We start from the raw sequence: 22,282 nt of genomic DNA, 5'->3' as shown, positions 1-22,282 counted from the left end.
AGCTTCTATTCGTCCAATTCAAGTTTTTCGGGCAATGTATTGAGCAGAGCTATACATTGCCCGGGAAGCACGGAGGCGCCGCTCCGTACGCTCCTCGTGGCGCGGCGCTCAGGCGGCCGCGAGCCGCGGCGCCTTGCGATGCCGCGTCGCCGTCTCGTAGTCGTGCGCCAGCGCGAGCAGGGTCGCCTCGCTCCACAGCGGCCCGACGAACAGCAGCCCGAACGGCGCGCCCGAGGCGTAGTAGCCCGCGGGCACCGTCACGCCCGGCAAGCCTGCGATGTTGAGCTCGCCCACCGTGGTCTCCTGGATCGTGCCGCCGCGCGTGACCGGCAGCTCCTCGCGCATCTGCGGGAACACCAGCGCGTCGAGCCGCTCGCGCGCGAACACCGCATCGACGATGCGCAGGTAGGCCTCCTTGAGCGCGATGAAGTCCGACAGGTCGGGCGGCGTGATCGGCGACTTGAGCGCGGCCGCGAACTGCGGCAGGTTGTGCAGGTAGCTCAGCACGCCGCCGGGCGCGAAGGCGGATTCCTTCTCGGTCGCCTTCGCGAAATCGGCGAAGGACTTGAGCGCCGCGTCGGGGCCCAGCCGCTCGAGGTATTTCTGCAGGTCGTAGGGCACCGACTCCATGCCGCGCGCGTCGAAGTTGGTGAGCGGCAGCGTGGGCTGGCGCAGCTGCGCGAAGCCGGTGTCGGCGAAGGGATCGTCGACCAGCACCGCGCCGCGCTGCACGAGTTCCTTTGCGGCACGCGCATAGAGTTCGCCCGCCTCGGCCGACAGCGGCTGGGTGCGCCAGCCCGGGCCGTACAGGCCGATGCGCGCGCCCGCGAGGCTGCGGCTGCCGAACTGCGCGGTGTAGCCGCCCACCGGCTTCTTGCCGACGCCGGCCAAGGTCTTCGGATCTTCCGGCGAATAGCCCGCGAGCACGTCGAGGCACAGCGCCGCGTCCTTCACGGTGCGCGCGATCGGGCCCACCACGTCGCGGTTGCCCGACAGCGGCATCACGCCCGCATTGGGCACCAGGCCGATGGTGGGCTTGATGCCGACCAGGTCCTGCGCCGAGGCCGGATTCTGGATCGAGCCGCCGGTCTCCTCGGCCAGGCCCAGCACGGCCATGCTGGCGCCGACCGCGGTGGCCGTGCCCGCGCTGCTACCGCCGGGCACGCGATCGGGCAGCACCACGTTGAGCGTGGGGCCGGCCCAGCTGTCGTCGGCATGGGTGCCGGTGTGGCTCAGCACCGGCACGTTGGTCTTGCCGAGGATGACGGCGCCGGCTGCGCGCATGCGCGCCACCACGGGCGCGTCGGTGGCGGGCATCAGGTCGACGCCGCCGCTCTTGCCGTGCAGCAGCGACCAGCCGGCCGTGGTCGGGAAGCCGACCATGTCCATCGGGTCCTTGACGACCACGGGCACGCCCGCGAGCGGGCCGAGCGCCTCGCCGGCCGCGCGCCGGCGGTCGATGGCGCGCGCATCGTCGATGGCCTCGTCGTTGAGGAAGATGATGGCGTTGTAGCGCCCGTTCCAGGTCTCGATCTGCGCGAGGCAGGCGCGCGCAAGCGACTCGGCCGTAAAACTGCCGTTGCGAAAGCCTTCCTGCACGGTGTCGACGGTCAGGGTGGCGAGGTCGATGGTGGGGGGGGTCTGGCTCATGGCGAAGAAACTCCTCGTGAATACGGTGAATGAAGAGGGAGACAAAAAGGGGAAGTCAGAAGGTCATGTGGCGATCGATGATCTCGTCGCTCAGCTGCTCGATGGGACCGCTCTCGACGATGGTTCCCTTCTCGAACATGGCGAAGCCGCTGGCCACGCGGCGCACGAAGTCGATGTTCTGCTCGACCAGCACCATCGTCAGCCCGAGCTCGCGGTTCATGCGCGCGATCGCGGCCTCGATCTCCTGCACCACCGAAGGCTGGATGCCCTCGTTGGGCTCGTCGAGCAGCATCACGCTGGGCTGCGCCGCGAGGGCGCGCGCCAGCGCGAGCTGCTGCTGCTGGCCGCCCGACAGCACGCCGCCGGGCCGGTCGAGGTTGGCCGCCAGGTACGGGAACAGCTCGAGCGCCAGCGGCGGGATCGCGCGCGGCCCGCGGCCCGAGAAGGCGCCCATCAGGATGTTCTGGCGCACGCTGAAGTCCGGGATGATCTCGCGCCCCTGCGGCACGTAGGCGATGCCGCCGCGCGCGCGCAGGTGCGTGGGCAGCCCGTCGATGCGCAGGCCGTCGAGTTCGATGCGGCCCGTGGCGCGCACCATGCTGCCCATCAGGGTGCGCAGCAGCGTGGTCTTGCCCATGCCGTTGCGCCCGAGGATGGCGGTGATCTTCCCCTTCGGGATGGAGAGGCTCACGTCCTGCAGCGCGTGGCTGCGGCCGTAGTAGCTGTCGACGTTGGCGAGTGTCAGCATGTTGATGCGATTCCGTGGGATCCGAGGTAGGCCTGCCGGACGCGCGCATCGCGTTCGATCTCGGCGACGCTGCCCTCGGCCAGCACGCGGCCCAGGTGCAGCACGGTGATGCGCTCGGCGATGTCGCGCACGAAGGCCATGTCGTGCTCCACCACCAGGATGGTGTGGCGCCCGCGCAGGCTCTTGAGGATCTGCGCGGTCTTGCGCGTCTCGCCGGCCGTCATGCCGGCCGTGGGTTCGTCGAGCAGGATCACCTTCGGCTGCTGCGCGATCAGCAAGCCCAGCTCCAGCCACTGCGTCTGGCCATGGCTCAGGTCGCCGGCCTGCTGCTGCTGCACCTCCTCCAGGCCGGCCAGCGCCAGGATCTCGTCGACGCGGCGATCGGTCTCGCGCCGAAGCCCCAGCGCAGGTTGCGCAGGATCGAGGGCTCGCGGCTCGCGGCCACGCAGAGGTTGTGGCGCACCGTGAGCTCGCGGAACACGCTCGGGATCTGGAACTTGCGGCCGATGCCCGCGCGCGCGATCCGGTACTCGGGCCAGTTCGTGAGGTCGCGACCGTGCAGCTCGACCCGGCCCTCGGTGCTGCGCGTCTTGCCCGAGATCAGGTCCATCAGCGTGGTCTTGCCGGCGCCGTTGGCGCCCAGCAGCACGCGCAGTTCGCCCTCGGCCACGCGCAGCGACACGCCGTCCACCGCCTTGAAGCCGCCGAAGCTCACGCCCAGCGCATGCAGTTCGAGTGCGATGTCGCTCATGGCGCACCTCCGCCAGCACGGCGCTGGCCGATGCGCTCGAGCAGGTCGTGCGCCCAACCCGCCATGCCCTTGGGCAGGTACAGCACCACCAGCACGAAGGTCAGCCCCACGATCACGCGCCAGGCCTCGACCAGCGACTGGGTCTCGCTCGCCGTGGCCTCGAGCATGTTGATCAGGATCGCGCCGATGCACGCGCCCAGCAGCGAGGCACGCCCGCCCACCGCCGCCCACACCACCATGGTGATCGAGAAGCTCAGGTCCATGAAGGTGGGCGAGGCGAACTCGGCCACCACCACGTAGAGCATCCCGGCCACCGCGGCGATGGCCGCCGACAGCGCGAAGAAGAAGGTCTGGTAGTGCGCCACGTCGAAGCCCAGGTAGCGCGCGCGCTGCGGATCGCCCGAGGTCGCGCGCAGGATCACGCCGGCGCGCGTGGCGAGCAGCGCGCGCGCACCGACCAGCACCACGGCGAGCACGCCCGCGACCAGGTAGTAGGTCGACACGCCGTAGGGATCGAGTTCGTGCCCCGCGATGCGCAGCCAGGCCAGGTCCGACAGCCCGTTGAAGCCGTTGGTGATCGGCTGCGCGTCGACCAGCAGCAGGCGCACCAGCAGCACCAGGGCCAGCGTGACGATCGAGACGAACACGCCCGCGATGCGCTTGCGGAACAGCAGCGCGCCGAGCACGAAGGCCACCAGCGCCGGCAGCAGCAGGCCCATGGCGAGGCCGAACCCCTGCGACTGGAACGGCTGCCACAGGAAGGCGCCCGGGTTGATGCAGCACAGGTCGACGGTGGCGCCGGGCTGCGCGTTCGACAGCATGAAGTCCGGCACCGGGTTGGCACCGCCATGCTGCAGGCTGGTGGGGCTGGCCATCTTCAGCGACATGGCCAGCATGTAGGCGCCGAGGCCGAAGAACAGCCCCTGCCCGAGGTTGAGGATGCCGGCATAGCCCCAGCTCATGGCGACGGCGATGCCGAGCATGCCGAACACCAGGTACTTGGCGAGCCGGTTGAGCCAGAAGCCGTCGAGCACCAACGGTGCCAGCGCGACCAGGGCCAGGAACAGTGCGTAGGCGGCGAAGGTCGCGCGCCGGTCCAAATGAGTGCCCATGCCGCTCACCGCCCCTTGAACGAGAAGAGGCCCTGCGGCCGCACCACGATCAGCAGGATCACCAGGCCGAACACCACCGCGCGCGCGAGGATGTCGTTGCTGACCGCCGCCACCACGCCCGTGACCTCGCCGAGGCCGATCGAGGTGACGACCGCGCCGAGCAGGCTGCCGACGCCGCCCGACACCACCACCAGGAAGCTGTCGACCACCAGGGCCGTGCCCATGTCGGGCGAGACGGTCTTGAAGCCCGCCACCAGCACGCCGGTGATGCCGGCCAGGCCGGCGCCGAAGGCGAAGGTCCAGGCGTTGACGCGCTGCACGTCGATGCCGCAGGCCGCGGCCATGCGCGGGTTGCGGATGATGGCGCGCACCTGCATGCCGATGCGCGTGCGGTAGAGCAGCAGCCAGGTCGCGAAGGTCAGCACCACGGTGCAAGCCACGATGAAGGCGCGGTAGGCATTGATCGGCGTGTCGCCGACCATCACCGCGCCCTGCAGCACGGCGGGAATCGGCATGTTCTGCAGCCCCGGCCCCAGCCCTTCGATGTGGATGCCGAAGAAGGCCAGGCCGCCTTCGAGCCGCACCGCCTGCTGCACCAGGATCGCCACGCCCCAGGTGGCGAGCAGCGTGTCGCCGAGCCGGCCGTAGAGGCGCCGCACCACGCAACGTTCGATCAGCAGGCCCAGCGCGGCCGCGACCACGAAGGCGATCGGGATCGCGGCGAACAGCCCGAGCCCGAGCCAGATCTGCGCCAGCACCGCGGCATAGGCGCCGACCATGATCATCTCGCCGTGCGCCATGTTCACCACGCCCATCGCGCCGTAGATGATGACCAGGCCGAGCGCGGCCAGCAGAAGAATCGAGCCCATGCTGAGCCCGATCAGGAGTACGTCCAACATCGGAAGTCTTTCTCTCGAGGATGCGTGCGGGCGCGGCGGTTGCCGCCGCGCTCGCGGCCGGCTCTTCAGGCCTTGACCGGCGCGGCGCCGTTGCGCTTGCAGATCAGGTTGGCGTCGGTCTCGCCGTAGGCGAAGTAAGGCAGCGGCCGCACCGGCTGCGGGCTCGCGTCGACCACCTTGCTCTGGCCGTCGGCCTGCCACTGGCCGATGCGCGGCGTGACCCACGCATGCAGGCTCTCGGGATCGATGCGCACCTTGCCGCCGGGCGCGTCGTAGCTCTGGCCGCCGATGTGGGCGCGGATGGCGTCGGCCGTGGTGGCCTTGCCGGCCTCCACCGCCTGCTTCCAGAGGAAGACCTGGAAGTAGGCGGCCTCGAGCGAGTGGTAGGTCACGGCCTTGGGGTCGTTGACGAACTTGCGGTAGCGCTCGATGAAGGACTTGTTGGCCGGCGTGTCGATCGACATGAAGTACGGCACCGAGGTGTAGCTGCCGGCCGCGTACTCGCCGCCCATGGCAGCGATCTCGATCTCGCTGATCACGGTGGCGCAGATCGGCACCGCGGCCTGCGACATGCCCTGGTTCTTGTACTCGCGGTAGAAGGCCACGAGCGAATCGCCCACCACGTGCGAGAGCACCACGTCGGCGCCCGACTCCTTGATCTTGCGCACCACCGAAGCCCATTCCGAATGGCCGAGCTCGAGGTACTCGTCGGCCACCCACTTGGCGCCCGACTGCTCGATCAGCTTCTTGCTGACCTTCGACATCTCGCGCGGATAGACGTAGTTGGAACCGACGATGAAGAACTTCTTCTTGCCGAGCTTCTCGACGATCCACGGCACGTAGTTGGCCAGCTGCTGGTTGGCGACCGCGCCGCTGTAGACCACGTTCTTCGAGCATTCGAAGCCTTCGTAGTGGGTTTGATAGAACAGCATCGCGTTGCGGCGCTCGAACACCGGCAGCACCGCCTTGCGGCTGGCCGAGGTGTGGCAGCCGAACACGGTCTCGATGCGGTCGCGCGTGATCAGCTTCGAGGCCTTCTCGTTGAAGGTCTTCGGGTCGGAGGCGCCGTCCTCGAGCACCACCTCGACCTGGCGGCCCATCACGCCGCCCGCGGCGTTGATCTCGGCCACGGCCATGCGCACGCCGTTGGCGAGCATCTTCTCGACGATCGAGAGACCGCCGGTCTGCGAGTAGAGCGCGCCGACCTTGATGGTGTCGGCCGCGTAGGCGCTGCGCATCAGCGCGGGCGACGCGAGGGCGGCCGCGGAAGCAGCCGAGGAAACGAGGAAGTGGCGACGGTTGGTTGTCAACATGATGGGACCTCAGGACGTGACGCAGCGACCATGCGCTGACGAATGGTTGAAGAGCTCGATGGGTGGAACCAGCCGACAGCACTGTCGGGCGCAGGCGAAAAAAAACCCACAACGCGGTGGGGACCGCGGCGTGGGCTTCATTGCCAGGTGGACCGGAGAACACACATGGTTCCCGGTGCCGGCTGCATCGGCGCCTGACGAATCAAGGGAATGCAACCACCGAGCCGGAGGACCGACTCGATGCAGTCATGCTAGCGAGTTAGGGCGCCGGGTGCAACAGGGTTTCCATGTTGATGATCGAACTCGCGATCTGTTCCATCGACAGCCGCTTGGCCATCGCCTGCGCGCGGATCGCCTGGTAGGCCTCGCCCTCGCTGATGCCCTTGGAGGCCATGAGGATCGTCTTCGCACGGCTCATGGCCTGGTCGCTCGTGATCTTGCGGCGCAGCTTGCGGTTCTCCTTGAGCATCGCCTGGCGCTCGGACCACAGGCTGCGCGCGGTCACCAGGTGCGCGAGCAGGCCGAAGGGCTTGATCGGCTTCTGCACCACCGCGAAGGCCGCGCTCTCGAGCACCAGCTGCAGGGTGGTCGGGTCCTCGTAGTTGACGATCGCGATCACCGTCGGCTCGGGCCGCGGCATCGACTTGAGCAGCGCCTCGGTGGCCTGGCGCGACTCGCCCTCCACCAGCAGGAACAGCACGTCGACATTGGGCGGCACGGTGGCCGGCATGGGCCAGGCCATGCTGACCATGCAGCCCACGCGGCGCAGGTGGCTGACGAGGGCGTCGCCCTCCTCGTCCGGCGGATGGACGACGACGATCTTGAGCTCGGGCAGTTCGCGCAGCAGCGAAATGGTCATGGCGCTTCCGCTTCCCTCAGGCCGGCCGTCCCGCGAGCGGATCGAACCGGTTCTCGTACATGTAGGGATCGGGCTTCACGCGCAGGCCCGGATCGTCCACCACCTGGAACGTGCCCTGCGCATCGACGCGCGCCACGCGCGGCCAGAGGTAGGTGTGGTGGTTCTCCTGGTCGATGCGCACCCGGCCCTGCGGCGCGTCGAACTCGTGCTCGTGCAGGTGCGGCAGCATCGCCTCGAGCCGGTCGCTGCCTGCGCGTTCCAGCGTCTGCGCATAGAGCATCACCTGGAAGTAGGCCGACTCCGCGCAGGCTGTGATCGGCAGGCCGCTGCCGAAGCGCTTGCGCCAGGCCGCGACGAACCGGAGGTTGGCCGGCGTCTGCAGGGTCGAGAAGTAAGGCGCCGCCGTGATGCTGCCCGCGGCCGCGCGCGCCGACATCTGCGCGATCTCGGCCTCCTGCGTCGACTGGCTCGCGATCGGATGCGTCTGCTGGTCGAAGCCCGCCTCGCTGTAAGCCTCGTAGAAGCGCGCGATACCGTCGCCGACCACGGTCGAATAGACGACGTCGGGCTGCGCGGCCTCGATGCGCCGGATCACCTTGGGCATGTCGATGTCGGCCACGCGCAGCGGCACGTACATCTCGTCGAGCACCTCGCCGCCGGCCTGGCGGAACAGGTCCGCGATGATCCGGTTGGACTCGTAGGGATAGACGTAGTCCGAGCCGATCAGGAACAGCCGCTTGCCGAAATGGCTCGTGAGGTAGCGCACCAGCTGCACCGAGTTCTGGTTCGGCGCCGCGCCCGTGTAGACGCAGTTCGGCGAATACTCGAAGCCTTCGTAGAGCGTGGGATAGAACAGCAGCGCGCGATGCGCCTCGACCACCGGCAGCACCGCCTTGCGCGTGCTCGACATGTAGCAGCCGAAGATCACCGCCACCCCCGCCTGGTCGCACAGCTGCTTGGCCAGCTCGCGGTAGCGCGGCGGCCGCGAGGCCGGGTCGAGCACCACCGGCTCGATCGGCCGCCCGAGCACCCCGCCGCTCGCGTTGACCTCCTCGATCGCGAGCAGGGTCGCGGCCTGCTGCGTGCGCTCGACGGCCGCGGTCACGCCCGTCGATGAGAAAAGCACCCCGACCCGCCAGGGGGTTTGTGATTTGGATCCGGTCACGTCTGGACTCCCAATGAAAAAAGCCCCCAGCAGCCCTTGCGGCCGCTGGGAGCTTCACTGCTCCGTGTCAATGTCGAGGCCTCGCGGCGTCGTCCGCCCTACTGTAGCAGTCCCGCGCGCACGGCAGGCAAGTCTTTCGAGAAGCCCCGCGCTTCAGTGGGAGGCCGGACGGCCGTTGGCGTTCTCCATCGGCGCCACGCGCCGCACGATCCAGCGGAAGGCGGGCCCGGTCAGCAGGGTCGACAGCACCGCGAGCGTGACCAGCGCCGCGAAGGCATGCTCCGACAGCAGGCCCTTGTCGCGCAGGATGGTCGCGGCCACGATCTCCATCAGCCCCTTGCATTGCAGCAGCGTGCCCACCGCGAGCGCCTCGCGCCGCGACAGCCACTTGGCAGGCGAGCATGCCAGCACCGCCACCAGCTTGGCGCCCACCGCGAGCACCAGCAAGGTGACCGAGGCCTGCAGCGAGGCCCAGCCCAGCACGCTGCCGTCGATCTTGAGCCCGCTGTGGCCGAAGAACACCGGCGCCAGGCCGATCAATGCGAACTTGCCGAGCCGCTCCGCCGGCAGCCGCCGCGACCAGGCCGCCGGCACGATCGCGCCCGCGAAGTAGGCGCCGAGCAATTCGTGCAGCCCCAGCTGCGAGCTCGACCATGCGCCGGCCGCGAGGAACAGCGGCATCGCGAGCCAGATTGCCCAGGCCGGCGGCTCGCGCGTCGCCTTGCGCGCAACCGCGGCAATGCCCGCGAGCGCCGCGGCCAGCGCGATCGCCGCGGCCGGCTTGACCCAGGAGCCCGCGAGCAGCGCCTGCCCTTCGGCCGCGAGCAGCAGCAGCGCCAGGCCGATCCAGAGCACCGCATCGTCGAGCACCGCGATGCGCAGCGCGATGCGCGTCAGCGGCCGGTGCAGCGGCCCGAGTTCGCGCACGATGCCGATCAGCACCGGCAGCGCACTCACGGCGAGGCACAGGCCGATCGCCAGCGCGCCCCACCACTGCCCGCCATGCGGCGCGGCCCAGCCCGGCAGGTGGTTGAACCAGAGCTTGGCGGCCAGCGTGCCCACCGCGAACGGCAGCAGCAGCGCCATCACCGCGCTGGCGACGAAGCGCAGCGTCTCGCCGGGCCGAGCCGGCGGCAGGTCGGTCGCGCCCGGCAGGTGCACCGTCTGCCGCGTTTCGAGCCCGGCCGTGAAGGCCAGCAGCAGCACGCCGATCCAGCCGATGAAGTCGCCACCCGCCGACGGGATGCCGGCGGCCTTGGGGCAGCACGCCGGTGGCCGCGAGCAGCAGGCCGATGATGATCGGCAGCACCGCGATCGGCACCGAGCGGCCGAGGGCGCGCCAGATGGCCCAGGACAGGCCCATGAAGAGGATCAGGTCGGCGAAGGTCGATAGCAGGCTGTGGGGCATGGGTGGATGCTACCGTGGCATCAGCCGGGCGAATTTCCCTCGAGCACGAACACGCGCCTGAAGCGCCGTGCCGGTCCGTCGCCGGCCGGCAGCACCGCCAGTTCGGCTTCGAGGCCGCTGGCGGGCACGCGTGCGGGCGCGACGGCCGGGAGGTTGCGCCACCCCTGACCCGGTTCCCAGGCCCGCAGCCCGAACGATGCGACGTCGCCCAGCACCTCGACCCGGTCGGCGGCGTCCGGCGCGGGCAGCGGGAACTCCCGGCGCGCCTCGCCCGCGGCGCGGTACAGCGAGCTGCCGCGTTGCCACCACTGCACGCGCTGCCACTGGCCTGGGGCTGCCGGCGCGGCGCGCACGATCTCGATCAGCAACGGCAGCGCGGCCTGGCTGCGCACCTGCAGTGCGGTCGGCAGCAACTGCGCGCTCGCGTGCGCGGCGGTGGCCGCCGCCGGCAACGGCAGCTCGGTGGTCGCACGCTGGGCCAGGTCGGTCTCGAGCTGGCCCAGCGCCCGCAGCAGCCGCGCGGCATCGTCGCTGCGTCGCTCGAGCTGGCTGTCGGTCCGCGTCACGCTCTCGAGTCCGCGCCATGCCATGACGCTGACCACCGCCATCAGCGCGATGGCGATCATCACTTCGACCAGCGTGAAGCCCCGGCCGCGAACTTTCGACGAGCCGCCGCGGCGCATCTAGCGCACCTCGATCCGGGTCTGCAGCGAGGCGAGCGAATGCGCGTCGCCCGCGAGGTACACCTCGACCGTCGCGTTGCGCAATCCGCCGGCCGCCGCGCCCACCTCCAGCCGGCACAGCAGCGGCACCTCGCCCTGCGGGCACGGCGTGCGCAGCACGCCCGGCGACGCCGGTGCGCTGCCGATGCGCAACTCCGCCAGCCGGTTCTCGGCCGAGAGCATGGCGAGCGACTGCTTCTCCAGCCGTCCGAGATGGGTGATCGACTGGCTCGAGGCGCGCACGATCGCCGCCAGCGCGATGCTGACGATCGTGAGCGCCATCAGCACCTCGATCAGCGTGAAGCCCGACGGCCTCGCCGTGGCACGGCAACGGGGGCACATGGTTCAGCGCAGCAGGTAGGCGCCCGACGGGTCGCGCACGATCACGACCGTGGCGTCGGCATGGCGCAGCGCGAGCTGCCAGGGGGCGCCCATGGGCTCGGCGGTCAGCAGCACCGGGCGCGCGGGCACGACCTGCACCGGGCCGGCGCGCCAGGCGACGGGGCCGAGCACGTCGTCGCGCTCGAAGCGGTCGAGCGCGCCCAGGGTCGTGACCGTGGGGATGGTGCTGCCGGGTTGCGGGCGCCAGGTGCCGCGGCTGAACCGGTAGCCATCGGCATCGGCCTCCCAGGCGATCACGCGTCCGTCGACGCGCACTTCGTTCTGCGCGGCCGCGAGCCGCAGGGCGAGTTCGCGCGCATCGCGCCGCAGTTCGCGCGCGGGATCCGGCGCCACGCTCAGGCTGATCGCCGCGGTGGCGATGCCGACGATCACCATCACCACCATCAACTCGATCAACGAGAAGCCGTGCGGCCGCCGCCAGGCGCGCGGCGCGGGGGCATGGAGCGGTGCGAGGTTCATCGGAGGGCGGCGGTGTGCCGCGGCGATGCTAGGCCGCGCATGTGATGGTGCGATGAAGGTCGCGCGGCATGCACACCCGAGTTTCCGACACACGAAGCCAACAGCGCGGTGATAGACAGGAACCCGACACCGGAAGCACCGACCATGAATCTTCTTGCCAAACGACTCCCCCGATATGCCGTGCATGCGGCCGGCCTGCTGCTGGTGGCCGCGGGCATTGCCGTCTGGGCGCGCCTGCCCGCCGCCGACACCGTGGTGGCCGTGGCGGCGCCGACGCCGGCGCCCGCGCCCGACCCCGCCGCCGGCACCATCGCCGGCTGGCTCGGCCCGGGCGAGATCCGGGCCAACGTGGTGGTCAACGGGCTGATCAAGGGTGAGTTGCAGGGGGTGGCCGTGCTGGCCGTCAACGGTGCGGCCCCTCGCGCCTTCCGCATCGGGGAAGCGCTCGCGCCCTCGGTCAGGCTGTCGGCGATCGAGCCCGGCGCGGTCGTGATCGACATCGCGGGCCGCACCGAACGCATCGCCGCGCCGGCGATGCCGTCGCTGGCAAGCCCTGGCATCGTGCGCGTGGGTACGCCCTAGCCTCAGACGCCGCGCGCCCCGTGCGGCTTGGGCTGTGGCACGGAGGCATCGGCCACCCAGTTCGACAGCGCATGCAGCAGGCCACGGTTCACGCGGAAATCGCCCTCGCCCGATTCGGGCAGGTGGGTGCTCGACAGGCAGCGCGTCACGATGCGCACCGCGCGCGGATCGGTGCCCACGGCCTGCAGCTCGCGCGTGAACTCGGCATCGCCTGGCAGCTCGTCGGCGAACTTCTCGAAGCCCGCGAACCAGCGGAACAGCATGTTGTAGACCAGGCTCTCGTGCACCTTCTCCGCATCCTCGATCGAATAGATGATCTGCAGCACCAGGCAGCGCAGCAGGATCGGCAGGCCGACGGCACTGCCGTGCTCGCGCGCCAGTTCGGCCAGCAGCGCGCGCTCGTAGCGCAGCGCATCGTCGACCAGGTCGCGCAGCGGCACCAGCGGATGGCTCCTGGGCACCAGCGCACGCAGGTTGTCGGCCTGCACCCAGGCGCGGTGACTCACGATCCAGACCCAGGGCGAGCCATAGCGATTGACGGCCACCGGCTCCTCGCGCGCGTGTTCGACGATCTTCGATAGCCTGGCGTCGAGTTCCTGCATCGTGACCCGCAGGGGCGCCGTCCACTTCAACATCTTGCGATCCTCCTTCCCCGAAAAATCATGCGACAGGATCCGTGATGACCGTGAAGGGCCGGCGTCGATCCCGGCGCTCGGCGACGGATGGGCGTGCATCGCGGGCCTCGCCGATCAACGCAGGCCGCCGAGCGCCTGCCGCAGCGCGGTGTCGATCTTGCGCACCGACACCCCGTGGCGCCGCGCCACCTCCTGGCGCGACATCTCGTGCCAGCGCAAGGCGAGCAGCACCGACTGGTGGCGCCGCGGCAGGCGCTGCATCGCGCGGTCCACGGCCGCGACCTCCGAGCGCGCCTCGGCGATCAGTTCCGGGCCGGGCTGGCCATCGGCGATGACCTCGACATCCGCGTCCGCCTCGGCATCGTCGGCGCCGAGCCAGCGCCGGCGTGCACGCAGGCTGTCCATCGCCAGGTTGCAGGCCACGCGGTAGACGTAGGCATCCGGGTTCGAGAGCTCCGCTCGCGGCTGGCGCTCGCCGAGCCGCAACCAGGCGTCGTGCAGGCATTCGCTGGCCAGGTCGGCGCAGCCGAGGTGCCGCTCGAGCCGCCGATGCAGCCGCGCGTAGTGCGCCTCGAGGTAGGCCTGCAGGTCGATCGCCGCTGGCGGCTTCGGCGCGGGCTCGGCCTGCGGCACGCGCAGGTCGGGCAGCAACAGTCCCTGGCGCTCCGGCGGCAGGCGCCAGAGCGAGGGCGGGGGCATCCGCGTGAACCGAACCGATGCTCTGCTGCGGCCGAGGGCCTCGATGTCTGGGGTCATGATGGTTTTCGATGGATGCCCCGGCTCGCCGAACTCCGGAAACTTTGCGGAGCGGGCACGCGGCGGGACCTGTGGCGGAGAAAACGGGGTGCCCCGGCCGGCCGGGGCGCGCGGCACGGCTCAGCGTTGCAGGTTGGCGCGCTCCTCGTCCGTCAGTTGGCGACTCGCCGCGGGCGGCAGGCTGGCGCCGCCGCCGAGCACGCGGATCACGCTGCGCGGGTTGTAGGCATCGGTGCCGGCCGGCGCCGCGCCTCTGCCGCCGGCCGGCGGCGCTTCGCTGCCCTCGGCGGGTTCGTTGCCGAAGCCCAGCACGCGCACTGTGAACACCGAGGGCAGCGCCTGGCGTGCCGCGCTGCGTTCGCGCTGTACCGTGTCCTGCGCCGCCATCGAGGCCTGCGCGGCCGCGGCGCTGGCATTCGTGAGCGCGCTCACGTTCACCGCCGCGATCACCGGCAGGCCGCTGGACTCGCCCTTGGCCTGGATGTTGGCGGCGTTCACGACCTGCAGCGCCGCCACGTTGACATTGCCCGAGACACGAATGCCCGCTTCGCCCGCGTCGATGGTGCCCAACGGCGCGATCAGGTCCACGTCGCCGGGCGGCACCTCGGCGATCGGCGCCAGCGTGGCGATGCCCGCGCCCGAGCTCGGCACCTGCGGCGACACCTTCACGTTGCCCAGGTCGTCGTACACGCGCTTGGGCGGCGTGAACAGCACCGTGGTCTTGCTGCCGCGGCCCGCGTTGATGTCGCCTTGCGCCGACCAGGCGAGGATGTCGCCGCCGAAGGTGGTCATGATGCGCGACAGCCCGAGCAGCACGCTGCCCTGGCTGTAGAGCCGGATGTCGCCCTCGCCCTGCGTCATCACGCCCGCGCCGGCCGGCGGCACCGCGCCCTGCACGCCGGCGATGATCTGCCCGCCCGGCGCCAGCATCTCGATCTCGCCGCCGAAATCGGTGCGCACGCCCGAGCCGCCGAACATCGTGATGTCGCCGCCGCGCGCGATCGCCTGGCCCGCGGCGTCGCGTGCCGGGAACAGCGTGGCGATCATCTCGCGTCCGCGCAGGTAGGAGCCCGCGCGGCTGCTCGCGGCGTCGTTGTACTCGCGCCCGCCCGCGCGCAGCTCGGCGTAGTAGACCTCGCGCAGGAAGATGCGCTGCTGCTCGGGCGCGAGCGCATCGAAGTAGGCGAGCGACTGAGCCATGTCCCCCTCGAAGCCGTAGCGCGTCTTCAGCCAGTCGGCGAGTTCGCGTTCGTAGGTCGCCACGGGCTTGCCCGGCTGCTCGGCCAGCGGCGTGCCGGCCTCGGCGCGGTTCGCCGGGTCGAGGTAGCGCGCGCGGATGGCCGACATGTCGAGCCCGCGCGTGGCGGCTTCGGCGCCGATGCCCGCCATCAGCGCGATCGAGGCACCGCGGCGCGTGTCGCCGGTGGCGACGGGGCCGACCGAGACGATGCCGCCGCGGTCCTCCTGCAGCAGGTTGCGCCCGGCCGAGACCTCGAGCGTGCCGGGACCGGCGATGTCGAAGTTGGCGTAGAGGATGTCGCGGCCGGCCGAGACGATGGAGACGTCGTTCGGGTGGGTGTGGACGATCAGGTTGCCGCGCAGCGCTGCGCCGCTCAGTTCGGTCGCTCCGCCGGTGGCGCTGCCTGGCGCGTCGCCGGTGTTGACGATGTCGCGCGCGGCCCGGATCCGGACCGGCCGGGCGGCATTGAACCAGGTGTCGCTGCCACCGCCGAATGTCACGGTCTCGCCGGTCTTCAGCGCGACGATGTCGCCCCCCGCGGCATAGATGCGAATGGGCGGCGCGTCCGCAGCGCGCTCCAGCGGGATGCTCGCGCTGTTGGGCCCGAAGGCGAAGAGCGTCGGCACGCCGCTCGTGGCGAGTGCGTTCGCCGCCAGGTTGCTGGCGATGACCTCGCCGGAGCCCGCGATGTCCGTTCCGGCGAAGGCGGGATCGAAGGGCGTCGGCAATGCCGCCCCCGAGCCCGACATGCCGATGGCGAGCCGGCCGGCATGGATCGACCCGCCCGCCAGCAGCTCCAGCTCGCCCGTGGCCGAGGGTGCGAGCACGAGGCCGACGTTCATCGCCTCGGGACGGTCGATGGCCCTCGGTTGCGCCGCGGACCCGTAGTAGAGGCTGCCGCTCAGCGCCGCGACGCGGAAGATCGAGGGGTAGACGATCCAACCGTCCCGAACCACGGTCTGAACCGCGCTGTCGTTGATGCCGCGCAATGCCGTGAGAGGGGTCAGGTCTCCACCGGCCGCCACGAGATCGATCGCGCTTCGCCCGCTCCAGAGGCTGAACCAGGCATTGCCACCGCCCGCGGGCTGGAGGCCGCCTGCCGCGAAGGCCGAGGTGTTGGGCGTCGCGGATCGTCCGGGATCGGTCACGCCGCCAAGGACGAGGTCACCGAGCGTATTCAGGCGGATCGTCGTATCCCCGGGCGCCAGATTGACGCCGCCGCGCGCATTGGCGTAGGAGGCGGCGAACAGGTCGACGCCGCGTGGATCGTTGCGCTCGATGAACGACCCGCCCGGCACCTGGTAGCGCGGCGCGACGCTGCCGATCGATGCCGCATCGACCTCGGTCGCGCCGCGCAGGTTGGCGATGACACCGGTGAACACGAGGTTCTCGGCACTGTCGGCGAGCCCGCGCTGCGGATTGAGCGCTCCGGCCACCCGCATGTCGATGTCACCGCCGCCCGTGAGCGCAAGGCTGCCGTCGGCCGCGACCCGGCCGCTGCTGCCGATGGCGACCACCAGCCCCTGGCTGCGTCCCTCGGTGCTCGTGCCGGCCGCCTGGGCTCCGCGCGGATCGATGGCGCCGGCATCGCCGCCGACGCGGATGCGGATGTCGCCGCCGCCGAGCGCGCCGATGCCGGTGAAGCCGGCGAGCGCCGGCGCCATCGTGCTGCCGTTGCCACCGCGCACATAGGCACCGAAGTTGATCCACCACGCGGTGGGTATCGGCGCATCGACGGCCGCCGTGCCCGAGCCTTGCCGCCACAGCCAGTTGCCGGGTATCACGCTCGAGTTGGTTCCATCCGCGATGTCTCCGACCAGGTTGCCGCCCGCGAGGATCGAGACGTTGCCGCCCTGGTCGGGATACCAGGCGCGATAGGTGGCCAGGCTGCTCGCATAGTCGAGCGCCGCGTCCTGCGGACCGATCAGCGTCCCGTCGGCCAGCCTGCCGCGCGGCCGGTCGTAGGCCGCGTCCACCGCCGTGGCCGTGCCCGCGGTGTAGATGCCGAACAGCGAATCGCTGCGGATGTCGCCCGCGGCCGCGAGATCGAGGTCGCCCGTGCCGGTGCGCAGCACGCTGAAGGCCGGCGAGTCGGCCTTGCTGCCGCTGATCGTCGAAGGGCCCCCGGCCTGGCATTGGCTCGGATCGATCTCGCACCAGAAGGTCTCGTCGGGGGACACCGGCGTGCCTGCCGGATAGCCCATGAAGTTGCCTTCGGCCCAGACCAGCGACGCGCTGAAGCTGAAGCTCATCACGTGGTGCGTGTCGGCCAGCCGGATCGTGCCCTTCGACCCGACGGCCACCGCGCGCCGATCGGCCGAGCCGAGGTCGGCGCCGGCCGTCAGCTGCAGGTCCCACGAACTGGCGCCCTCCCCGAGCATCGGCGCGACCGCCCAGTTGCGGCCCTGCCGGCCATCCTGTTCGGGCCGCAGATTGATCGGCTGGTCTCCCGGCAATTCCAGCAGCGTGTTCGACGGGATCAGCGACCCGCGCGCCAGCAGCAGCGGCGCCGCGAGGCTCATGTCGGTCGGCAGCGCCACGCCCTTGGGCCAGGTCAGCGCGCCCACGGCGACCGCCGCGCGCAGCGTCGTGCCCGCGCCCAGCCGCATGCCGGCCTCCAGCGCCGCACCGCTCGCGAGCACCGTGCCCGCCTTGTAGGCCAGCGAACCGTCGGCGCGATAGATGTTCGCGCCCACCACCGTGCCCGCGGGCAGGTTCAGTGCGCCGGCCAACACGACGTCCACCGGCAGCACCGTGCCGGCAGGCAAGGTCGCGCCGGCGATGGAGATCGCGTAGTTGAGCTTCGCACCCGCGGGGAAGCGCGTGCCGGTGTCGAGCGTCACGCCGTCGATCGGCACGACCACGTCGGCGCCGAACTGCGTCGGCCCCGTGTTGCCGTTGACATCGCGTGTCTCGGCCAGCATCCATGCGTACTTGTCGTCGGGCGTGCCCGGCGGCGGCGCGAAGCCGTCGTTGATGCTGCCGTGGATGTCGAGGTCGCCCGCCGCGCGTATCGACAGCACGCCGGGTTCGCCGAAGCCGCGCCGCGCGGGATCGCCGCGGTTCGCGTCGGGACCGTAGCGGTAGCCCGACAGGTCGATGTCGCCCACCACCGTGAGCGTGCCGTTCGGATTGATCTCGGCCTTGCTCACGATCTCCACGCCCGGGCGCAGCCGCCAATTGGCCAGCCCGGCGAGACGGTCGCGCAATGCCGCATTGGCGAGCGCCGCGTCGACGAAGGCAACGCTCTGGCCGTCGATGGCATCGAGGTACCCCTGCGTGATCAGCTGCGGCCGCTGGCCCGAGACATCGGGCAGCTCGGCCAAGGGTGCGTCGTCGTAGCGGCGGAAGGCGTTCACCGCGATCGTCTTCGCGCCCTCGATGGCCGGGCGGCCCTCGACCGCGAGCGCGACATCGTTCGCGCCGTCGCCGCTGCCGCCCGCCCCCGCGCCGCCGGTGCGCCGCGCGTCGAGGTCCAGCGTGCCGCGCGCGCGGCCGTCGTTCAGGCCCGCGCCGTTGCCCACCGGCACCCCGGTGCCGGCGCGCAGGTCGATGCGCGCATTGGCGCCCAAGGTCAGCGTGCCTTCGCTGCTGCTCAGCGCGACGATGGCGCGGTTCGGGCTGTCGATGATCTTGCCGTAGCTGTCCACGCGCAGCCCGGTGGCGTGCGCGTCGAGCGTGCCGTCCACGCGCAGGTCGCCCCTGGCGGCGAGGCGGATCGTGCCGACCTGCTCGCCGCTGGCGTCGATGCGCCCGTTCACGCGCAGGCTGCCGCCGTCCACGACGATCGCCACCTCGCGCGCCTTCACGCCGTCGCCCACGACGAGGTCGCCCTGCTTGATCTGGAAGCGGCGCGCGCCTTCGACGCCGCCCGCGTTCAGGCGCGCGTTGAGGCCCGCGAAATCGGCGAGGGTCCGGGCGCGCACCGTGAGTTCGCCCGCGCCGTAGGGCACGAGGGTGCCGCCCGCGTCGTAGCGGCCGCTGGCGGTCCCGCGCAGTTCGCCCGCGAGGTCGATGCGTCCGGCATCGGCGCCGAGCGCCACCGCCTCGACCGTGCCCGCGCGCTGGTTCACGGCCGAGATGTCGATCGTGCCGCCCGCGGCCTGCACGATGTTGCCGGCGCTGCTCGTGAGCACGAGGTCGCCGCCCCAGCTGAACTTGTCGACGTCGAACAGCGCGACCTTGCGGCCCGAGAGATCGATGCGCGAGCTGGCGCCCAGCACGATGTCCTCCGTGGCCGCGAGCACCAGCCGGCCCGAGGGCAGTACGACGTTGCCGTCGACCCCGACGCGGCGTGCCTTGAGTTCGAGCGTGGCACCCAGCGCATCGCTGGTGGCCCCGAAGCCCGAAGCCGCGATATCGATCGCTCCACCCGCCTCGATGCGCATGGTGGATGCCGCGTCGCCAGTGAGAACCGGCGTGGCGATGCGCAGGTTGCCGCCTTCGCGCGCATAGCCCGTGCCGGGCGTGTAGTCACCCTGGTGCTGGAACACGGCCAGCGTGCCCTTGCCGCCGTTCGAGCTGAGCTTTTCGCTGGCGTTGAGTCGCACATCGGCGAACCCGAGCGCGATGCGGTCGTCGGCGGCGGTGCTGTCGGGCTGGGTGTTGGGGGCCTGGCCGAGCACGATCGAGCGCGCGCCGATGTCGAGCGTGCCCGCGCCCAGCAGATCGGCCATCGGCGCGCCGGGTGGCGCGGCGGCACCGGTCCAGATGAATTCGCCCGCGCGGATCGCGGCCACGTCGCCCGCGGCGCCGTAGCCATGGATGGCGGGCGTACCGAGCACGAAACGCTCGAGGCGCGAGGCATCGAGGTTCACCGCGCCGAAGACGTTGACCGCGTCGCGCGCGTTGAGCACCAGGGTCTCGAGCGCGGGCGCGCCTGTGGCGCTGTTGCCGGCCAGCAGGCTGCCGAGTCGGCCCTGGTTGAGGCTCAGGCCGCGCGGCAGGCGGCCGGCCGATGCGGCGGCGGCGATGCTCGCGTCCTCGCCGAGGTTGACGGCGGCCACCGCGAGCAGCAGATTGCGCGTGCCATAGGACACGTTGTCCGCCAGGCTCAGCGTGCCGTCGGTGGCGATGGCCAGCGTGCCCTCGGACACCAGCGTGGTCGTGCCATTGCAGCTCGCGGTGACGCAGCGGCCGATGTCGACCGAGCCGCTGCCGGGTTGCTCGCCGTTCGACGGCGAGCGCAGCAGCATGTTGAGCCAGCCGTTCGACAATGCCAGCACGCCACGGCCGTAGAACACGTAGCCGTCGCTCGAGTCGAAGCTCGCGCGGCCCCGGCCGATGGTGCCGAGCGTCGCGCCCTCCTCGATCGTGAGCTGGCTGCCGCCCAGGATCAGATCGCCGGCCGACAGGCGCGCGCCGCTGCGCACTATCAGCTCGCCCCCACCGTCGATGCTGGCCATGCCGCCGCGGGCGCCATAGCTGGTGGCGATGTTCGCGTTGACCGCCAGGCGAGGCGCTTCGAGCCGGTTCAGGTCCTCGTCGTGCACCGAGGCGAACGGCAGGCCGTCGGTCGCTGCCTGCCCGGACGCCAGCACCTCGCCCACGCCGAGCACGCTCGCCGTTCCACCGAAGCCCTGCGTGCCGGCCGCGGCCTGCAGGCGTGCCTCGCCGCGGAACGACAGGCTGGTGCGTTCGGCGTCCTCGTCCTTCGGCCTGCGCAGGTCCAGCGCGAGCGTCTTCGCATCCGCGGTCGTCATGCCACGCACGAAGCCGCGCCGCTGGGCGTCGGCCAGCACGAAGCTGTCGTAGCCGGTCTCGTTGTAGCTCGACTGGGTGCGCACCTTGTCGGCCGGCGTGAGCACGATGCGATGGGGTACCGCGTCGCGGATGGCGGTGTTGGCGATGCCGAGGTAGCCCGCGCCCGCATACGAACCGTTGCCGACGGCGGTGGTGCCCGGCAGCGCCAGCCGTCCCGCGTCGGCCGTGCCGATCTCCACCCGGAAGGCGCCGGGCAGCAGCGCATAGGTCGAAGGCAGCAGCGTGTAGGTGCCGGCGGGCAGACCCGGCACGCCCGCCCCGATGGTGATCTGCTGGCCGATGGCGGGGGCGCCGAAGCCTGCCTCCGGTGCCACCGGCGCGTACTGCGCGGCGCTGCCCGGCACGATCGCGTAGACCGTGTTGCCGGCGCTGCTGTAGCCGTTGACCGGGTTGGCATTGGCCAGCGGCGTGGTCAGCACGTCGACCGAGCCGCCACGGCCCGCGACGAAGCCCGCGCCGGTCAATGCGCCGCCGCCCGACAGGTCGAGCACGGAGCCGGCCTGGGCGTCGACATGACGCGCCGTGACCCGGATGCCGCCCGCATCGGAGGCGCCCACGCCCTGGATGGTCACCGGCTTGCCGCCGTACTGGTAGGCCAGTCCGTCGACCGTGCCGCCGTAGGGCAGGGTCAGGCCCGCGGCGCTGACCGAGGTGATGCTGCCCGGCAGCAGGATCACGCGCTCGGTGTTCGACGCGGCGTCGGTGCTGCCCAGCAGCAGCTGTCCGAGCGGCGCCCGCACGACGCCGCCCTGCTCGATGGTTTCGGCGGCCAGCGAGAGGCTGCCGAAGACCGTGTAGGGCATGGCTGCGTCTTCGGAGCCGTGGCGACGGATCGAGAGCACGCTGCCGGGCGCGAAGCCGGTGATGCCGTTGTCCGGATCCGGCGTTCGGTAGCCCGCCATCAGCGTGCCGCGCGCCCCGGTCACCGGGTAGAGCTGTGCCGCCGTCACCACGAGGTTGCCGGTGGTGGTCAGGCCGCCATCGAAGATGCGGACGTCGCCGCGGCTCGCGAGGTCGACGCCCTGGAATCCCCGGCGGTCCACTTCGTAGCTCGAGGTGCGCAGGTCGATGGTCGCGTGGGTGCCGAAGCCGATGAGATCGCGGATGTCGAGCAGGTCCGTCCGCACGGAGAAGGTGCCGGTGGCGTCCTGCGTCGATGGCGTGATGGCGCCGGCCCCCTGCCAGACGGCGCCCGGCAGCGTCATCTGGTCGAGCTGGACGCGCGTCGCGCCCGCCAGGCGCACGTAGGGGGCCGACAGCGAGGCGGTCGATCCCGCAGCGGCGTTCTCGCCCAGCGCATAGGTGCCGGCGTAGAGGCGCAGGCTCTGGCCCATATGCAGCGCCACGTCGCCGTCGAAGCTCAGGGGACCGTAGACCAGCGCCGAGAAATTGTCGAAGCCGCCGGCCTCGATGCGGTCGACGCCGATGCGCGCGCTGCCGACGGACAGCAGGCCCCGCGCATCCTCGAGCGATCGCGCCGCTCCCCACCGCGCTCGTGCCCTGCGTCTGCGCCAGCACCAGTTCGCGGTGCCGCAGCACGTCGCCGGGCGTGGAGACCGTCGGATAGTTCGTCGATTCGAGCGCGAGCGCGAGCGTGCCACCGGCCGCGCCCGCACCGCCCGAGGCGGCCCGCAGGGTGCCGTCGAGATACAGGCCGAGGGTCGAGGCCAGGACGATCGATCCGCCATCGCTGGCGACCGTCCCGCGTGCGCCGGGGGCGGTGCCGTGATCGAGGACGGCATGGCTTCCCGAGGCGTCGAGCAGCGCACCGGGCCGCACCACGATGAAGGCATTCGCCGCCTCGGCCTGGCCCTTGGC

At 71.2% G+C, this 22,282-nt stretch carries 17 protein-coding genes; 1 reads left to right on the top strand and 16 read right to left on the bottom strand.

Annotated features, from left to right (window positions below; all coding sequences use genetic code 11):
• Window positions 1-108: 108 nt before the first annotated feature.
• The 13 genes from ACHMXE_RS11665 to ACHMXE_RS11605 all read right to left on the bottom strand — a co-directional run bounded on the left by ACHMXE_RS11665 (window position 109) and on the right by ACHMXE_RS11605 (window position 11,488).
• Window positions 109-1,650, bottom strand: a complete 1,542-nt coding sequence (locus ACHMXE_RS11665; RefSeq protein ID WP_395346107.1) for an amidase — start codon at window positions 1,648-1,650, stop codon at window positions 109-111.
• Between the two features lie 55 nt (window positions 1,651-1,705).
• Window positions 1,706-2,398, bottom strand: a complete 693-nt coding sequence (locus tag ACHMXE_RS11660) for an ATP-binding cassette domain-containing protein (RefSeq protein ID WP_203207381.1) — start codon at window positions 2,396-2,398, stop codon at window positions 1,706-1,708.
• Entirely contained in the window at window positions 2,392-2,760 is a 369-nt protein-coding gene (locus tag ACHMXE_RS11655; protein WP_395347359.1) for an ATP-binding cassette domain-containing protein, read from the bottom strand. Before ACHMXE_RS11655 ends, ACHMXE_RS11660 begins: the two co-directional genes overlap by 7 nt.
• The gene (locus ACHMXE_RS11650) at window positions 2,709-3,149 is read right to left on the bottom strand and encodes an ATP-binding cassette domain-containing protein (RefSeq protein ID WP_395346106.1); all 441 of its coding nucleotides are present in this window, start codon (window positions 3,147-3,149) and stop codon (window positions 2,709-2,711) included. The genes ACHMXE_RS11655 and ACHMXE_RS11650 overlap by 52 nt, the downstream gene beginning before the upstream one ends.
• The gene (gene urtC / locus ACHMXE_RS11645) at window positions 3,146-4,261 is read right to left on the bottom strand and encodes an urea ABC transporter permease subunit UrtC (RefSeq protein ID WP_395346105.1); all 1,116 of its coding nucleotides are present in this window, start codon (window positions 4,259-4,261) and stop codon (window positions 3,146-3,148) included. The genes ACHMXE_RS11650 and urtC overlap by 4 nt, the downstream gene beginning before the upstream one ends.
• A gap of 5 nt (window positions 4,262-4,266) precedes the next feature.
• The gene (gene urtB, locus ACHMXE_RS11640) at window positions 4,267-5,160 is read right to left on the bottom strand and encodes an urea ABC transporter permease subunit UrtB (RefSeq protein ID WP_057591911.1); all 894 of its coding nucleotides are present in this window, start codon (window positions 5,158-5,160) and stop codon (window positions 4,267-4,269) included.
• 65 nt (window positions 5,161-5,225) lie between these two features.
• Window positions 5,226-6,473 (bottom strand): transporter substrate-binding domain-containing protein, encoded by a 1,248-nt coding sequence (locus ACHMXE_RS11635; RefSeq protein WP_395346104.1) that lies wholly within the window; start codon window positions 6,471-6,473, stop codon window positions 5,226-5,228.
• 259 nt (window positions 6,474-6,732) lie between these two features.
• A complete protein-coding gene (locus ACHMXE_RS11630) occupies window positions 6,733-7,332 on the bottom strand; it encodes an ANTAR domain-containing response regulator (RefSeq protein WP_395346102.1) in 600 nt (199 codons plus the stop codon).
• A gap of 16 nt (window positions 7,333-7,348) precedes the next feature.
• Window positions 7,349-8,437, bottom strand: coding sequence for a transporter substrate-binding domain-containing protein (locus ACHMXE_RS11625; protein ID WP_395346099.1), 1,089 nt, complete (start codon window positions 8,435-8,437; stop codon window positions 7,349-7,351).
• 213 nt (window positions 8,438-8,650) lie between these two features.
• Entirely contained in the window at window positions 8,651-9,703 is a 1,053-nt protein-coding gene (locus ACHMXE_RS11620; protein WP_395346098.1) for a cation:proton antiporter, read from the bottom strand.
• 222 nt (window positions 9,704-9,925) lie between these two features.
• Complete coding sequence (locus tag ACHMXE_RS11615; RefSeq protein WP_395346097.1) at window positions 9,926-10,588, bottom strand: type II secretion system protein J; 663 nt, start codon at window positions 10,586-10,588, stop codon at window positions 9,926-9,928.
• A complete protein-coding gene (gene gspI / locus ACHMXE_RS11610) occupies window positions 10,589-10,969 on the bottom strand; it encodes a type II secretion system minor pseudopilin GspI (protein WP_395346096.1) in 381 nt (126 codons plus the stop codon).
• A gap of 3 nt (window positions 10,970-10,972) precedes the next feature.
• A complete protein-coding gene (locus ACHMXE_RS11605; RefSeq protein WP_395346094.1) occupies window positions 10,973-11,488 on the bottom strand; it encodes a prepilin-type N-terminal cleavage/methylation domain-containing protein in 516 nt (171 codons plus the stop codon).
• A 144-nt stretch (window positions 11,489-11,632) separates the two neighbouring features.
• Between ACHMXE_RS11605 and ACHMXE_RS11600 the strand changes: the two genes are divergently transcribed.
• Window positions 11,633-12,070, top strand: coding sequence for a type II secretion system protein N (locus ACHMXE_RS11600; protein WP_395346092.1), 438 nt, complete (start codon window positions 11,633-11,635; stop codon window positions 12,068-12,070).
• 2 nt (window positions 12,071-12,072) lie between these two features.
• Here ACHMXE_RS11600 and ACHMXE_RS11595 read toward each other — a convergent pair whose 3' ends face one another.
• The 3 genes from ACHMXE_RS11595 to ACHMXE_RS11585 all read right to left on the bottom strand — a co-directional run bounded on the left by ACHMXE_RS11595 (window position 12,073) and on the right by ACHMXE_RS11585 (window position 22,065).
• Window positions 12,073-12,705: a transposase gene (locus ACHMXE_RS11595; RefSeq protein WP_395346091.1), complete on the bottom strand. Its 633-nt coding sequence runs from the start codon at window positions 12,703-12,705 to the stop codon at window positions 12,073-12,075.
• Between the two features lie 114 nt (window positions 12,706-12,819).
• Window positions 12,820-13,404 carry an RNA polymerase sigma factor gene (locus tag ACHMXE_RS11590; protein WP_395346090.1) on the bottom strand — a complete coding sequence of 195 codons (585 nt, stop codon included), beginning with the start codon at window positions 13,402-13,404 and terminating at the stop codon, window positions 12,820-12,822.
• A 177-nt stretch (window positions 13,405-13,581) separates the two neighbouring features.
• The gene (locus tag ACHMXE_RS11585; RefSeq protein WP_395346089.1) at window positions 13,582-22,065 is read right to left on the bottom strand and encodes a filamentous haemagglutinin family protein; all 8,484 of its coding nucleotides are present in this window, start codon (window positions 22,063-22,065) and stop codon (window positions 13,582-13,584) included.
• Window positions 22,066-22,282: the final 217 nt, after the last annotated feature.

Origin of the sequence: Variovorax sp. UC122_21 (assembly GCF_044056785.1) — a bacterium.
In the GTDB taxonomy this organism is placed as follows: domain Bacteria; phylum Pseudomonadota; class Gammaproteobacteria; order Burkholderiales; family Burkholderiaceae_C; genus Variovorax.
Note: the sequence above shows the minus strand (reverse complement) of the source record. Positions and strands in the feature narration are given on the sequence as shown.

What these genes read in the sequence shown, in the direction of transcription:
- ACHMXE_RS11615 (WP_395346097.1), bottom strand. Translation starts at nt 10,588, where the DNA reads ATGCGCCGCGGCGGCTCGTCGAAAGTTCGCGGCCGGGGCTTCACGCTG.
- ACHMXE_RS11590 (WP_395346090.1), bottom strand. Translation starts at nt 13,404, where the DNA reads ATGCCCCCGCCCTCGCTCTGGCGCCTGCCGCCGGAGCGCCAGGGACTG.
- ACHMXE_RS11605 (WP_395346094.1), bottom strand. Translation starts at nt 11,488, where the DNA reads ATGAACCTCGCACCGCTCCATGCCCCCGCGCCGCGCGCCTGGCGGCGG.
- ACHMXE_RS11595 (WP_395346091.1), bottom strand. Translation starts at nt 12,705, where the DNA reads ATGTTGAAGTGGACGGCGCCCCTGCGGGTCACGATGCAGGAACTCGAC.
- ACHMXE_RS11665 (WP_395346107.1), bottom strand. Translation starts at nt 1,650, where the DNA reads ATGAGCCAGACCCCCCCCACCATCGACCTCGCCACCCTGACCGTCGAC.
- ACHMXE_RS11600 (WP_395346092.1), top strand. Translation starts at nt 11,633, where the DNA reads ATGAATCTTCTTGCCAAACGACTCCCCCGATATGCCGTGCATGCGGCC.
- urtB (WP_057591911.1), bottom strand. Translation starts at nt 5,160, where the DNA reads ATGTTGGACGTACTCCTGATCGGGCTCAGCATGGGCTCGATTCTTCTG.
- ACHMXE_RS11660 (WP_203207381.1), bottom strand. Translation starts at nt 2,398, where the DNA reads ATGCTGACACTCGCCAACGTCGACAGCTACTACGGCCGCAGCCACGCG.
- ACHMXE_RS11635 (WP_395346104.1), bottom strand. Translation starts at nt 6,473, where the DNA reads ATGTTGACAACCAACCGTCGCCACTTCCTCGTTTCCTCGGCTGCTTCC.
- gspI (WP_395346096.1), bottom strand. Translation starts at nt 10,969, where the DNA reads ATGTGCCCCCGTTGCCGTGCCACGGCGAGGCCGTCGGGCTTCACGCTG.
- ACHMXE_RS11650 (WP_395346106.1), bottom strand. Translation starts at nt 3,149, where the DNA reads ATGAGCGACATCGCACTCGAACTGCATGCGCTGGGCGTGAGCTTCGGC.
- urtC (WP_395346105.1), bottom strand. Translation starts at nt 4,261, where the DNA reads ATGGGCACTCATTTGGACCGGCGCGCGACCTTCGCCGCCTACGCACTG.
- ACHMXE_RS11630 (WP_395346102.1), bottom strand. Translation starts at nt 7,332, where the DNA reads ATGACCATTTCGCTGCTGCGCGAACTGCCCGAGCTCAAGATCGTCGTC.